This window comes from Bradyrhizobium sp. LA2.1 (assembly GCF_040547725.1).
In the GTDB taxonomy this organism is placed as follows: Bacteria; Pseudomonadota; Alphaproteobacteria; order Rhizobiales; family Xanthobacteraceae; genus Bradyrhizobium; species Bradyrhizobium barranii.
Genome location: NZ_JBEPQI010000002.1, coordinates 1 through 13,436, shown reverse-complemented (window position 1 = coordinate 13,436; position 13,436 = coordinate 1). Strand labels below are relative to the sequence as shown.

Below are 13,436 nucleotides of genomic sequence, written 5' to 3'. Positions count from 1 at the left end.
AGGGCCGCCGCAGCTTTAGCGTAGGCGGCAAGCGGGGAAGCCAGTACGCCGCGGCTTCTCGGTTCTAGCCGTGCCGTTTCTGGAATACTGGGTCGCCCGGTCAAGCCGGGCGACGACGGCGGTGGCTCTAGATCGTGACCTGGGTACCGACCTCGACCACGCGGCCGGAGGGGATCTGGAAATAGTCGGTGGCGTCGTTGGCGGAGCGGCTGAGCGAGATGAACAGCCGGTCCTGCCAGCGCGGCATGCCGGAATGGGCGGCGGGCTTGAGCGCCCTGCGCGACAGGAAGAACGAGGTCGACATGATGTCGAACTGCCAGCCGAGCTTGCGGGCGATCGCCAGCGCCTTCGGCACATTGGGCGATTCCATGAAGCCGAACTTCAGCGTCACCTTGGAGAAGGTCGGTGAGATCTGCTCCAGTCTCACGCGCTCGGCCGGATCGATCCGCGGGGTCTGCGCGGTCTCGATGGTGAGAATGACATTCTTCTCGTGAAGTACTTTGTAGTGTTTCAGACTATGCATCAGCGCGGTCGGGGCGCTGAGCGGGTCGGAGGTCAGGAACACCGCGGTGCCGGGCACGCGCTGCGGCGGCCGCTTCTCCAGCATCGCCACGAGGTCGGCGAGCGGGAATTCGAGCTTGCGCGACTTCTCGAACAGCAGCCGGCTGCCGCGCCGCCACGTGTACATCAGGATGATCATGAGCGCGCCGAGCGCCAGCGGCACCCAGCCGCCCTCGAACACCTTGAGCAGGTTGGCGGCGAGGAAGGTCAGGTCGAGGAACAGGAACGGCACGATCAGGGCGGCGGCAGCGAACGGCGACCACTTCCAGACCTTCCAGATCACGACGAAACCCATCATCGCCGTGACCACCATGGTCCCGGTGACCGAGATGCCATAGGCCGATGCCAGCGCGCTGGAGGAACGGAACAGCAGCACCAGCAGCACCACCGCGACCAGCAGAAGCTGGTTGATGCGCGGGATGAAGATCTGGCCCGAATGGGCTTCAGAGGTATGGCGAATTTCGAAGCGCGGCAGCAGCCCGAGCTGAATCGCCTGGCGCGTCAGCGAATAGGCACCGGTGATGACGGCCTGGCTCGCGATCACCGTCGCGGCGGTGGCGAGAACGACCATGCAACCGCGGAAAAAGCCTTGCGGGAACAGCTGAAAGAACGGGCTCACAATCGCGCCGGGATCGCCGAGGACGAGAGCGCCCTGCCCCAGATAGTTCAGCGCCAGCGACGGCAGCACGATGAACAGCCAGGCGGTCTGGATCGGCCGCTTGCCGAAATGGCCGAGGTCAGCATAGAGCGCCTCGGCACCGGTGACCGCCAGGAACACGGCGCCCAGCGTCACGAAACCAATGATGCCGTGATGGAACATGAAGGACACGGCGTAGAGCGGGTTCAACGCGAACAGCACCTGCGGCTGCTCGATGATCGGGTGGATTGCCGCGATCGCGATCACCGCGAACCAGACGCACATCACGGGACCAAAGAACGCGGCGACGCGGGCGGTGCCACGCGACTGCACGGCGAACAGGCCGACCAGGATGATCACGGTCAACGGAACGATGTAGGGCTCGAAGTGCAGGGTGACGTCCTTCATGCCTTCGATGGCCGACAGCACCGAAAGCGCCGGCGTGATCACGGCGTCGCCGTAGAACAGGGCGCCGGAAATGATGCCGAGCAGGACGATGGTCGCCCCGCCGGTGCCGACCGCGCGCTGGGCCAGCGCCATCAGCGCCAGCGTGCCGCCCTCGCCATTGTTGTCGGCACGGAGCAGGATCACGACGTATTTGAGCGTCACCACGACGATGAGCGCCCACAGGATCAGCGAGAGCACGCCGAGCACGGCCGCCGGCGTCGGCACCCCCTCCGCGCCCGAGGCCGCCATCACCGCCTCGCGGAACGCGTAGAGCGGGCTGGTGCCGATATCACCGTAGACGACGCCGATGCTGCCGAGCGTCAGCGCACCGAAACGGGCGGTGGTGTGGGCTTCGCCATGCCCATTGGCCGCCGCCGTTTCCGGGGCGGAAATCGCTACGTCACTTGTCATGGGAGAGCCCAGTGGCCTCTAGAATGCTTCACTGCACAACGGCGGAAGAGCGCGCGGCTTATAGTCCTGCGCTGCCGGCATAGCCTAGCCCGATTTTGGGCCCTTGCCATGCGAAATTTGCATGAGTAGGCCAATTGCGTTCAGATGGTGACTTGGGTGCCGACTTCAACCACCCGCCCGGTCGGAATCTGGAAATAGTCAGTGGCGTCGTTGGCGGACCGGCTCAGCGCGATGAAGAGGTGATCCTGCCACAGCGGCATGCCCGACTGGGCCGAGGCCTTGAGCGACCTTCGCGACACGAAGAACGAGGTCGACATGATGTCGAACTGCCAGCCCTGCTTGCGGGCGATCGCCAGCGCTTTCGGCACGTTCGGCTGCTCCATGTAGCCGAAGCGCAGCCTGACCTTGGAGAACTTGTCGCTGATCTTCTCCATGCGGAACCGCTCGGACAGCTCGACCCGCGGCGTGTGCGCGGTCTCGATGGTCAGGACCACGTTGTGCTCATGCAGCACCTTGTTGTGCTTGAGATTGTGCAGCAGCGAGGTCGGCACGAAGGCGGGATCGCTGGTGAGGAACACCGCGGTGCCCTTGACGATGTGCGGCGGGCGTTTTTCGAGGCTGCGGATCAGGTCGTCGAGCGGCACCTCGATCCGGCGCGTCTTCTGGAGCAGGATGCCGGTCCCCTTGCGCCAGGTCCAGATCGTCCCGGCCATGACCGCGCCGAACAGCAGCGGCACCCAGGCGCCCTCGAGCAGCTTGAGCAGATTGGCGCTGAAGAAGCTGATGTCGACGACGACGAAGGGCACGATCACCGCCGCAGCCGTCGCAGCGCGCCAGTTCCACAGTTTCCAGATCACGACGAAGCCCATGACGCCGTCGGCGACCATGGTGGTGGAGACCGCGATGCCGTAGGCCGAAGCCAGATTGCTGGGGGTGTGGAACAACAGCACCAGCAGCATCACGCCGATCAGCAGCAGCCGGTTCACACGCGGCAGATAGATCTGCCCGGCATGGGTCTCGGAGGTGTAGCGCACCTCGAAGCGCGGCAGGAGGCCAAGCTGCACCGCCTGATAGACCAGCGAATAGGCGCCGGTGATCACGGCCTGGCTCGCGATCACGGTCGCCGCGGTCGCAAGTCCAACCAGCGGCAGCACCAGACTCTCGGGCACCATGCGATAGAACGAATGCTCGATCGCGCTGGGATCGGACAGCACCAGCGCGCCCTGCCCGAAATAGTTGATCAGGAGCGCGGGCAGCACGAAGAACATCCAGGCCGACTGGATCGGCTTGCGGCCGAAATGGCCGAGATCGGCGTAGAGCGCCTCGCCGCCCGTCACCGCCAGGAACACGGCGCCCAGCGTGACCAGACCGATCGTGCCGTGCGACAGCAGGAATTGCAGCGCGTAATAGGGATTGATTGCCGCCAGCACCGACGGATCATCGGCGATGTGCACGGCGCCCATCACCGCAAGAACGGTGAACCAGATCACCATCACCGGCCCGAAGGCCGAGGCCACCAGCGCCGTCCCCTTGCTCTGGACCGCGAACAGCAACACCAGGATGATGACGGTGAGCGGTACGACATAGTGGTCGAAGGCGGGGGTCACGAGCTTCAGACCCTCGACCGCCGACAGCACCGAGATTGCCGGCGTGATCATGGAATCGCCGATGAACATGGAGGCGCCGACCACGCCGAGCGCCATCAGAAACCAGCTTCGCCGCCCGAGCGCGCGCTGGCCGAGTGCCATCAGCGAGAGCGTGCCGCCCTCCCCGTTATTGTCGGCGCGCAGCAGGAGCAGGACGTATTTGGCGGTGACGACGATAAAGAGCGCCCAGAGAATCAGCGAGAGCACGCCGAGCACCATGACCCGCGAGACCGGCTCGCCATGGGCCGCGCCCCTGACCGCCTCGTGGAATGCGTACAGCGGCGAGGTGCCGATATCGCCGAAGACAACACCGATGCTTCCGAGCGTCAGGCCCCAGAAACCCGAGGTGACCGGCCCGTCCTGAGCGTCGGTCGATGTGATGCTCGCCGTCATGTGAGATGAGAAACGCTTCTTCCCGAGAATTGATCCGGCGCCTTTTGACCGTTCCGGCGCGCCTGTCAATCGGCACACCACCATAGCAGCCGCCGGGGCGGATGCTGTGACGGCGCAGCAACGATCGTTGTTAGCGCGACGACATGCCTCAGGTAAGATGGTAGCGCAAGTGCCCACAGCCTTCCGCTCCGCGGGAGGCGGAACGGGCCTCGAGATTCCGGGTTTGACGCGTTTTCTTCACGCGAAACCGGCGGCCGCTTCGCGCGAAACGCTCTACGGCTTCAGATTCGGCGGCAGCGGCGGATCCTCGCGCATCAGTGTGATCGTCACCCGCCGGTTGGCCGCGAGCGAGGGATCGTCCGGAAACAGCGGCTGGGTGTCCGCCTTGCCGGCGACGGCGAAGATGTGAGACGGCGGCAGGCCCTCGCGTTCGAGGATCTGACGCACGGAATTGGCGCGATCGGCCGACAGGTCGAAGGCGCCATAGTCGCTGCGGGTCGGCACGAATCCGGCCGCGGTGTGGCCAGCGATGGAGACACGGAGCGGCGTTGCCTTCAGCGGGATCGCGAGCTTCTCGATCAGGCGGCGGGTGCGGTCATACGGCACCTTGGAGCCGTCGGCGAACATCGAGCGGCCATCCTGGTCGACGATCTCCAGGTTGAGGCCCTGCTTGGTCTCCTCGAACATGATGTGCTTGGACATCTCGGTCAGTTCCGGCATGTCCTGCAGCGCCTGGCGCAGCGAGGCGGCGGCGAGCGCAAAGTTGCGGTCGACCTTGATCTTCGCGCCCGACGTGCGGTCGCGGTCCTCCTGATCCGGCGTCGGCGTGTTGGACGCGTCCTCGGGCTGGATGTGGTCGACGTTCTTCAGCCGCGGGCGGGTCGGCAGGCCGTCGGACTCGACGATGCCGGCGTAGCGCGCTTCGCTCTGCACGCCGAATGCGTCGCGCATGGAGCCGGCGACGATCTTCAGCTTGTTGGCGTCCTGGGTCGAGAACGCCACGAGCATCACGAAGAAGCTCATCATCAGGCCCATCAGGTCGGCGAAGGTCACGAACCAGCCGTGACCGCCACCGTGAGCATCGCCGCGCTTCTTCTTGGCCATCTCTCGAGATCCCGGGCGGCGGCTTTACGCCGGCACCGGCTCGCCCTCGGCGTGACGATGCTTCTCCGGCAAATAAGCCAGCAGCATTTCGCGCACGAGCGTCGGGCTCTTGGAGTCACGGATCATCAGGATGCCGTCGATGATCAGCGTGCGGTTGGTTTCCTCGTCGAGCAGCTTGCCGTGCAGCTTGTCGGCGATCGGCAGACAGAACAGGTTCGCGACGAGCGCACCATAGAGGGTTGCGAGCAGCGCGGTCGCCATGAACGGGCCGAGCTTGGAGGGATCGGTCATGTTGGCGAACATCTGCACCATGCCGATCAGGGTGCCGATCATGCCGAAGGCCGGAGCGCAGTCGCCGATGGCGCGGTAGATCTTGCTGCCTTCGTCGAGGTGCATGAGGAAGTTGTCGCGGTCGCGCTCGAGATTGTCGCGGATGAAGTCGAGGTCGTAGCCGTCGGCGACGTAGCGGATGCCCTTGGCCAGGAACGGCTCGTCGGTCTCGACCTTTTCGAGGCCGACCGGGCCCTGCTTGCGGGCGATCTCGGCGATGCGGGCGAGCTCGTCGACGAGGTCGTGCGCCGACAGGCGGCTCATGGTGAAAGCGAACTTGGCGCCGAGCGGAAGGCCGTGCAGGAGCGCGCTGAGCGGAAAGCGGATCATGGTGGCCGAGACCGAGCCGCCGAAGATGATGATCATGGCATGTTCGGAGATGAACATGTGGAGGTCGCCGCCCATGAAGATCATCGCCGTAATGACGATGATGCCCGCAATGAGCCCGACGCTCGTCATGATATCCATGGGACACTCCAACGCGAACGCAACAACGGCCGTCCTGGCCGCTGGCGCGGCCCAACCCCGAACCGCATCGGAAACCCTAGAGTGCCCCCCTTAAAGCCGCGTAAAGGTTAAGTTGAGCCGGGGCGCCAGACCGACGCAGCGCGCTGACAGGGCGCCGGCTTTGCCCGCGACCGACGGGAATCTCAACACTTCGCTAACCATGATTGCGGGGCGCCAGGACGGCAGCTCAGGACGAAAGCCCGGTCAGCTCGAGGCTGAGTGCGCGCAGGCGCCTGCGCGCGCCGGCATCGTAGGCCTGCGGATTGGCGCGGGTCTCGTTCATGCCGTTGAAGAACAGTCCGCTCTTGCCGGCGACGTCGTCGCCTTCGACAAGGTGCAGGATCGCCGCACCGCCCTGCTCCACCGTCGAGATCGGCGTGATGCCGCCGGCACGCACCATCGTGGTGTTCATGTAGGTCGCCGGATGCAGCGCGTTGACGGTGATGCCCGTGCGCTTCAATTCCTCCGCGAAATCGATGGTGAACATGATCTGCGCGAGCTTGCTCTGGGCGTAGGCGCGTGAACCGCTGTAGCCCCTGCCGATCATGACGTCGCCGAAATCGATCGGATGCTGACCGAGGGAGGCAACATTGACGACGCGCGAAGGTGCCGCGGACGTCAACAGCGGCAGCAGCAGATGCGCAAGCAGGAAGCCCGAGAGGTAATTCACCGCAAAGCGCAGTTCGCAGCCGTCGGGACTCTCCTGCCGTTGCGGTCCGTCGTTCTGCGAGCCGATGCCGGCGTTGCTGACGAACACATCGAGACGCTGGTGATCGCGGATAACGGCCGCGGCGAGCTCTCGCGTGCCTGACATCGACGACAAGTCGGCCTGGTAGAATGTCGGCGCGGCGTGGCCGGCCTGCACGATCTGGTCGATCAGCGCCTTCGCGCGCACGGCATCGCGGCCGTGGATCAGGACCCTCGCACCTGCTTCGGACAGCCGGCGCGCGACGTAGCGGCCGACGCCGTCCGTCGAACCGGTGATCAGGACGGTTTTGCCAGTCATCTTCATTGTGCGTCCTCCGACTGCGGCCCTGCGCCACATCCGCGACGAGAGATCATGCAGTATTCTGTCGCCGGGCGGCATGCTCCATCGCAGGAGCCATTTTGCCATGTTGACGCTGTTCGGTCTTCTCACCGCGCTGCCGGCGGTGCTGGCGCTCCACCTGCTCGAGCCAGGGCTCGTCCTGCCGGCGTTCAGCGTCTTGCTGTTTGTCGAGGCGGGCTTTGCCGTGATCGCAGCGCGTTTGATTCACGTCCCTGATGGTGCCGACGACATCACCCTCTGGGATCTCGCCGGCGGCTTCACCCTGATCGGATGCGCCGCCGCAGTCTTCGGCGAGCCGGATCAGGCCGCCCTGTTTCTGACGGAACAGGGCGGCCCACGGCCGGCAACGCGGCCCTAAGTCGTTCGGTCGCCCCTTAGTGAATCTCCGCCGAGCGCATCAGCGCGGCCTTCAGCTTCTCCAGCGAGAAGTCGGGGCTGCGCGCGATCTCCAGGATCGGCGTCTCGCGGCGGCCACAGAGTTCGGCAGCCTCGGGAAGCTTTGCGGCGATGTCGAGCGGGATCACGATCGCGCCGTGCTGGTCGGCGTGGATCAGGTCGTCGGATTTCACGGTCATGCCGGCGACGCGCACCTCGCCACCAAAACTTTCCGCATGCACCCAGGCATGCGACGGGCCGATCGAGCCGGCCAGCGCCTGGAAGCCAGGGGCCCATTGCGGGATGTCGCGGATCGAGCCGTCGGTGATGACACCGAGGCAACCGAGCGCCTTGTGCACGTTGCTCTGCACCTCGCCCCAGAACGCGCCGTAGCCGACGTCGGGACCGTCGATGTCCTGGATCACCGAGATACGCGGACCGTGGCCGGTGCCGACATATTCGTAATATTCGATGCGGCGCTTGGACTGCTCTTCGGCCGGCAGCGAGGACTTCAGCACCGAGCGGATCGCAACCGTGCGGGCATAGCCGACGATCGGCGGCAGGTCGGGAAATGGGCAGACCAGTTGCTTGGTGGTGTAGCCGATCAACCGGCGCTCGGGCGCCACGATCTCCATGGCATTGCAGATCGTCGGCGTGTCATAGCGGCCCAGCGCTTCGAGGACGGCAGCGGGCAGCGGCCCGGTCGCGGTATCAGTCACGGCGTTCTCTCCCAGATTGGCGGCCGCTGTTGGCGCGGTGCCGCCGGCACAGGGCGATATAGCCGAGATCGGGCTTCAACCCAACTCGGCCGCCTTCATGGCAGATATCCGCGAAAACCGCTCAGTGCATGATCCGGAAAAGTGCGCAGCGGTTTTCCGAAAAGATCATGCTCAAACAACGACCTAAAGCGTGATGACGATTCAGCCAAATCTCATCGCGCTTTAGTGCAGCCGTCCGGGCCGGTCGTCATCGAGCGGCGGCTCCGACAAATTGGCCAGCGTCGGCGCCGAAGGCGGCGACGGGACCTCGCCTCCGGACGGCGCGGTGGCCGCCATCGCGCGCGCCTGGTCGCGATAGGATTTGTAGCCGAGCGGCAAACCGAGCAGATACAGCACCGTGCCGATCGACAGCACGTGCCAGGGATAGGCGATCAGGATAGCGATGAAGACGATCACCGCGACGAACGCCGGCAGCACCAGCTCGGGCGGCACGCGCATGCGCTTGGTCTTGCCGGAGAATACCGGCAGGCGCGACACCATCAGGAAGGCGATCAAGAGCGTATAGGCCGCCGTCACCGCCGCGGGCAGCCGGCCGAGATCGAGAAACGCGACGTAGATCGGCAGCAGCACGGTGATCGCGCCGGCCGGCGCCGGCACGCCGGTGAAGAAATTGGCGGCGAAGGCCGGCTTGTTCGGATCGTCCATGGTGGCGTTGAAGCGCGCGAGCCTCAAGCCTCCGGAGATCGCGAACACCATGGCGGCGATCCAGCCGGCATTGCCGAGCTCATGCAACTGCCAGAAGTACAGCATCAGGCCGGGCGCGACGCCGAAATTGACGAAGTCGGCGAGGCTGTCGAGCTCGGCGCCGAACTTGGACTGGCCCTTGATCATGCGCGCGACGCGACCATCGATGCCGTCGAGCGCGGCCGCGAACACGATGGCGTAGACCGCGAGCGTCATCCGCCCCTCGATCGACAGCCGGATCGAGGTCAGGCCGGCGCAGATCGCCAGCAGCGTGATGACGTTGGGCACAAGCATCCGCACCGGAATCGGGCGGAACCGCCGGCGGCGGACGTCAGGATCCTTGAAGTCGTAGGGCGTCATGGCTCGTCCTTATCTCAATGCGAGATATAGCAAGCCCTGTTCCCCTCCGCCATTGCGGCGGAAGGCCCCTTTGGACCGACTATTGGTTAATTGGCGCGGTAGGCGCGGCTTGGGTCGTCCCCGGCAAGATCGGCCAAAATCGTCTCCCCGGCGATCGCCGTCTGCCCTTCCGACACCAGCGCCTTGGTACCCAGGGGCAGGTAGACGTCGAGGCGCGAGCCGAAGCGGATCAGGCCAAACCGCTCGCCCGCCCCGATCGCCTGCCCTTCCCTGACGAAGCAGACGATGCGCTTGGCGACGAGCCCCGCGATCTGGATCACGCCGATCCGCGCCGTCGGCGTCGTGATCACGAGCGAGTTGCGCTCATTGTCCTCGCTCGCCTTGTCGAGCTCGGCGTTGATGAACAGGCCCGGCCGGTAGGCGATGCGGTCCACCCTGCCCGCGATCGGGCTGCGGTTCACGTGGCAGTTGAACACGCTCATGAACACCGAGATCCGCGGCAGCGGCCGGTCGCCGAGCCCGAGCTCGGCTGGCGGCAGCGCCATGGTGATCATCGAGACGCGGCCGTCGGCCGGCGACACCACGAGCCCCTCGCGCACCGGCGTCACGCGCACGGGGTCGCGGAAAAACAGCGCGCACCACACGGTCAGGATCGTGCCGATCCACCCGAGCGGCGACCACAACCAGAACAGGATCAGGCTTGCCAGCGCAAAGCCGCCAATGAAGGGATAGCCCTCCTTGTGGATCGGCGGGATCTGACGCTGGATCGAATCGAGGATGGACATCGCTATCTGCCGCCTGGGAGTTGATGGCGCCGGGTCGCCCCCGCGCGGTGGAGTTGTTTAGGCCAGAGTTGGGACCGGAGACAAGGTCACTCCGCGGCCGCTGATGTCGCGAGGGCGTCGTCGACCGGCGGCGGCTCCCGGTTGGGCGCCTCGCTGCTGTCGGCCATCTTGGCCAGTTTCTCCCGTGCCGCCTCGGCTTCGCGCTGCCTGTTCCACATGCTGGCGTAAAGGCCGCCCTGCACGAGCAGCTTGGCGTGGGTGCCCCGCTCGGCGATCCGGCCCTGGTCCAGCACGATGATCTCGTCGGCGCCGACGATGGTGGACAGCCGGTGCGCGATCACCAGCGAGGTGCGGTTCTTCGACACGCGGTCGAGCGCGCCCTGGATCTCGTGTTCGGTGTGGGTGTCGAGCGCCGAGGTCGCCTCGTCCAGCACCAGGATCGGCGGCGCCTTGAGCACGGTGCGCGCGATGGCGACGCGCTGCTTCTCGCCGCCCGAGAGCTTCAGGCCGCGCTCGCCGACCTGGGTCTCGTAGCCCATCGGCGCCATGCGGATGAAATGATCGATCTGCGCCAGCCGCGCCGCCTCTTCGACCTCGGCATCATCGGCATCCCAGCGGCCGTAGCGGATGTTGTAGCGGATGGTATCGTTGAACAGCACCGTATCCTGCGGCACCATGCCGATCGAGGCGCGCAAACTGGCCTGCGTGACCTCGCGGATGTCCTGGCCGTCGATCAGGATCTTGCCGCCGGAGATGTCGTAGAGGCGGAACAACAGACGCGAGATGGTCGACTTGCCCGCCCCCGACGGGCCGACGATCGCGACCGTCTTGCCGGCCGGCACCTCGAAGCTGATGCCCTTGAGGATCGGCCGCGTCGGCTCATAGGCAAAGCGCACGTCCTCGAAACGCAGATTGCCGGCCGAGACCACCAGCGGCTGCGCATCGGGCATGTCCTTGATCTCGGCCTCGCGGCCGATCACGCCAAACATCTTCTCGATGTCGATGATCGCCTGCTTGATCTCGCGATAGACCATGCCCATGAAATTCAGCGGCTGGTAGAGCTGGATCATCATGGCATTGACCAGCACGAAATCGCCGACCGTGTTGGTGCCGTTGCGCACGCCGATCGCGCACATCAGCATGGTCGCGGTCAGCCCGAGCGTGAAGATCACGGCCTGGCCGGTGTTGAGCACCGCGAGCGAGGTATAGGCCTGAACGCTCGACTCCTCGTAGCGCGCGACCGACTTGTCGTAACGCTGCGCCTCGCGCGTCTCCGCGCTGAAATATTTCACGGTCTCGTAGTTGAGCAGCGAGTCGATCGCCTTGGTGTTCGCCTCGGTGTCGGAATCGTTCATCTTGCGGCGGATGCCGATCCGCCACTCGGTCGCGATGTAGGTGTAGTACATGTAGACCGCGACCGTGATCAGCGTCGCGACCACGTAGCGCCAGTCGAACTGCCACAGCAGCACCGCCAGCAGCAGCGTGACCTCGACGATGGTCGGGATCAGCTGGAGGATCACCATGCGCACGATGACCTCGATACCCTCGCGGCCGCGCTCGAGCACGCGCGTCAGGCCGCCGGTCTTGCGCTCGAGGTGAAAGCGCAGCGACAGCTCGTGCATGTGGATGAAGGTGATGGTGGCGAGCTTGCGCACCGCATGCATGGCGACGCGGGCAAAGATGCCGTCGCGCCATTGCGTCAGCACCGCCATCAGGATGCGCGTCACGCCATAGCTTGCGGTCAGCAGCAATGGCGAGGCGATCACCCAGAGATGCCAGTTGTCGGGCTGCACCGGCGCGGTGTTGGCGCCGGTCAGCGCATCCGTCGCCCATTTGAAGCTGAACGGCACGGTCAGCGTGATCAGCTTGGCGGCGAGCAGCAGCACCATCGACCAGACCACCCGCATCTTCAGGTCGAAACGGTCGCCCGGCCAGATATAGGGCCACAGATGCGCCAGCGTGCCCATCAGCGTGGCTCGCTCCAGCGATCCCCCTGCGGGAGGATCGGGAACGTCTGCGCCGTCGAACGATTGAGGTTGGTCCATCAAGAAGCCTGAAAGCCCGCCGGGTGCGGGCAGCGTTACGATTTGCGGTTTCGCCCGTCATATAGAGCCTTCCCGATGCCAGCGCACCCCGCCAGATGGCGAATCTTTGATTGTTTGTCGCCATTTACCGGTAGATTTCCGGGTGATCCGAATCACCGATTGGGCTTGACGCCCCTGCGCTGCAATGCATCATGGCACCAATGAGCACGATCAAAACTGTCTGCGTCTATTGCGGCTCCGGCCCAGGAACCAATCCCAGCTTCACCGAAGGCGCCAAGGCGTTCGGCAAGGCTCTCGCCGAGAACAACGTCCGCCTGGTCTATGGCGGCGGCTCGCTCGGCCTGATGGGCTCGGTCGCGACCTCCGTGCTCGATCACGGCGGCACCGTCACCGGCATCATTCCTGAATTCCTCCGGAAGCGCGAGAACGCGCTGACCCGCGTGCAGGAGATGATCGTCACCCCCGACATGCACGAGCGCAAGCGGCTGATGTTCGAGCGCTCCGACGCCTTCGTGGCGCTGCCGGGCGGCGTTGGCACGCTCGAAGAGCTGGTGGAGCAGTTGACCTGGAAACAGCTCGGCCGTCACGCCAAGCCGGTGCTGCTGGCCAACATCGACAATTTCTGGGAGCCGCTGTTTTCGCTGCTGTCGCACATGCGCCAGACCGAGTTCATCCGCGCCGGCCTTTCGGTCGACATCCTCAAGGCCGATCGCGTCGAGGATATTCTGCCAAAGCTGAAGGCGGCAGCGGCACAGATCGCCGAATCTGAAACGCAGCTCGCCCCGGAAGTGGCGCGCAAGCTCTAGCGCCTTACTCCGCCGGAAACGTCACCGCCTCGATCCGGTTGCCGTCGGGGTCGGTTACGAAGGCCGCGTAGTAGCGCACGCGGTCATGCGGACGGATACCCGGCGCGCCGTCGGACGCGCCGCCGGCGGACAGTGCTGCGGCGTGAAACGCATCGACCTCGGCCGTCGTCTTCGCCCGCAGGCAGATGTGCACGCCGCTCTCCGCTGCCACGTGCGGCATACCCTCGCGCAGATTTATCCAGAACTCGGGATAGGCCTTGCCGAAGCCGATCGTCCGCGGCCGCGCGACGAGGCGCGTGAGGCCGAGCGCGGCAAGCGTTGCTTCGTAGAATTTTGCGGAGCGATCGAGATCGGTGACGCCGACGGAGATGTGGTCGATCATGCTTGGCCCCTCCTCACCTCCGCTGTCATCGCCCGGCTCGATGTTCAGCCCGGGGACATGACCGACGGGTGTTCGGGGACATAGCCGACACATCATAGTGCACGGATTTGGCAGCGTGGGAGGCCAAGTCCATGCC

Annotated in this window: 11 protein-coding genes and 1 pseudogene; 2 read left to right on the top strand and 10 right to left on the bottom strand. The window is 65.3% G+C overall.

Annotated features, from left to right (window positions below; translation table 11 throughout):
• Window positions 1–127 precede the first annotated feature (127 nt).
• The 5 genes from ABIB95_RS02945 to ABIB95_RS02925 form a co-directional block, all read right to left on the bottom strand.
• Window positions 128–2,056: a potassium transporter Kup gene (locus tag ABIB95_RS02945; protein WP_028146684.1), complete on the bottom strand. Its 1,929-nt coding sequence runs from the start codon at window positions 2,054–2,056 to the stop codon at window positions 128–130.
• A 140-nt stretch (window positions 2,057–2,196) separates the two neighbouring features.
• Window positions 2,197–4,095, bottom strand: coding sequence for a potassium transporter Kup (locus tag ABIB95_RS02940; RefSeq protein WP_208071040.1), 1,899 nt, complete (start codon window positions 4,093–4,095; stop codon window positions 2,197–2,199).
• Between the two features lie 273 nt (window positions 4,096–4,368).
• Window positions 4,369–5,199 (bottom strand): flagellar motor protein MotB, encoded by an 831-nt coding sequence (locus ABIB95_RS02935; RefSeq protein ID WP_354237857.1) that lies wholly within the window; start codon window positions 5,197–5,199, stop codon window positions 4,369–4,371.
• Between the two features lie 24 nt (window positions 5,200–5,223).
• Complete coding sequence (locus tag ABIB95_RS02930) at window positions 5,224–5,997, bottom strand: motility protein A (protein ID WP_028146686.1); 774 nt, start codon at window positions 5,995–5,997, stop codon at window positions 5,224–5,226.
• A gap of 226 nt (window positions 5,998–6,223) precedes the next feature.
• Complete coding sequence (locus ABIB95_RS02925) at window positions 6,224–7,048, bottom strand: SDR family NAD(P)-dependent oxidoreductase (protein WP_354237856.1); 825 nt, start codon at window positions 7,046–7,048, stop codon at window positions 6,224–6,226.
• Between the two features lie 100 nt (window positions 7,049–7,148).
• Here ABIB95_RS02925 and ABIB95_RS02920 point away from each other — a divergent pair, with 100 nt between their 5' ends.
• Complete coding sequence (locus ABIB95_RS02920) at window positions 7,149–7,442, top strand: hypothetical protein (protein ID WP_354237855.1); 294 nt, start codon at window positions 7,149–7,151, stop codon at window positions 7,440–7,442.
• A gap of 16 nt (window positions 7,443–7,458) precedes the next feature.
• Here the strand turns inward: ABIB95_RS02920 and ABIB95_RS02915 are convergent, their stop codons facing one another.
• The 4 genes and pseudogenes from ABIB95_RS02915 to ABIB95_RS02900 all read right to left on the bottom strand — a co-directional run bounded on the left by ABIB95_RS02915 (window position 7,459) and on the right by ABIB95_RS02900 (window position 12,112).
• Window positions 7,459–8,178, bottom strand: coding sequence for an RraA family protein (locus ABIB95_RS02915; RefSeq protein WP_354237854.1), 720 nt, complete (start codon window positions 8,176–8,178; stop codon window positions 7,459–7,461).
• A 222-nt stretch (window positions 8,179–8,400) separates the two neighbouring features.
• The gene (locus tag ABIB95_RS02910) at window positions 8,401–9,282 is read right to left on the bottom strand and encodes a CDP-alcohol phosphatidyltransferase family protein (RefSeq protein ID WP_028146689.1); all 882 of its coding nucleotides are present in this window, start codon (window positions 9,280–9,282) and stop codon (window positions 8,401–8,403) included.
• A gap of 86 nt (window positions 9,283–9,368) precedes the next feature.
• Window positions 9,369–10,079, bottom strand: a pseudogene (locus ABIB95_RS02905) (phosphatidylserine decarboxylase); the annotation flags it as partial.
• A 74-nt stretch (window positions 10,080–10,153) separates the two neighbouring features.
• Window positions 10,154–12,112 (bottom strand): ABCB family ABC transporter ATP-binding protein/permease, encoded by a 1,959-nt coding sequence (locus ABIB95_RS02900; protein ID WP_354237853.1) that lies wholly within the window; start codon window positions 12,110–12,112, stop codon window positions 10,154–10,156.
• A gap of 200 nt (window positions 12,113–12,312) precedes the next feature.
• Here ABIB95_RS02900 and ABIB95_RS02895 point away from each other — a divergent pair, with 200 nt between their 5' ends.
• Window positions 12,313–12,918 (top strand): LOG family protein, encoded by a 606-nt coding sequence (locus tag ABIB95_RS02895; RefSeq protein ID WP_071915130.1) that lies wholly within the window; start codon window positions 12,313–12,315, stop codon window positions 12,916–12,918.
• A gap of 4 nt (window positions 12,919–12,922) precedes the next feature.
• On the opposite strand, the gene ABIB95_RS02890 is transcribed toward ABIB95_RS02895, so the two are convergent.
• Window positions 12,923–13,300, bottom strand: a complete 378-nt coding sequence (locus ABIB95_RS02890) for a VOC family protein (protein ID WP_354117392.1) — start codon at window positions 13,298–13,300, stop codon at window positions 12,923–12,925.
• Window positions 13,301–13,436: the final 136 nt, after the last annotated feature.

Coding starts and splice junctions, on each gene's coding strand:
- ABIB95_RS02945 (WP_028146684.1), bottom strand. CDS start 2,056: ATGACAAGTGACGTAGCGATTTCCGCCCCGGAAACGGCGGCGGCCAAT.
- ABIB95_RS02940 (WP_208071040.1), bottom strand. CDS start 4,095: ATGACGGCGAGCATCACATCGACCGACGCTCAGGACGGGCCGGTCACC.
- ABIB95_RS02935 (WP_354237857.1), bottom strand. CDS start 5,199: ATGGCCAAGAAGAAGCGCGGCGATGCTCACGGTGGCGGTCACGGCTGG.
- ABIB95_RS02930 (WP_028146686.1), bottom strand. CDS start 5,997: ATGGATATCATGACGAGCGTCGGGCTCATTGCGGGCATCATCGTCATT.
- ABIB95_RS02925 (WP_354237856.1), bottom strand. CDS start 7,048: ATGAAGATGACTGGCAAAACCGTCCTGATCACCGGTTCGACGGACGGC.
- ABIB95_RS02920 (WP_354237855.1), top strand. CDS start 7,149: ATGTTGACGCTGTTCGGTCTTCTCACCGCGCTGCCGGCGGTGCTGGCG.
- ABIB95_RS02910 (WP_028146689.1), bottom strand. CDS start 9,282: ATGACGCCCTACGACTTCAAGGATCCTGACGTCCGCCGCCGGCGGTTC.
- ABIB95_RS02900 (WP_354237853.1), bottom strand. CDS start 12,112: ATGGACCAACCTCAATCGTTCGACGGCGCAGACGTTCCCGATCCTCCC.
- ABIB95_RS02895 (WP_071915130.1), top strand. CDS start 12,313: ATGAGCACGATCAAAACTGTCTGCGTCTATTGCGGCTCCGGCCCAGGA.
- ABIB95_RS02890 (WP_354117392.1), bottom strand. CDS start 13,300: ATGATCGACCACATCTCCGTCGGCGTCACCGATCTCGATCGCTCCGCA.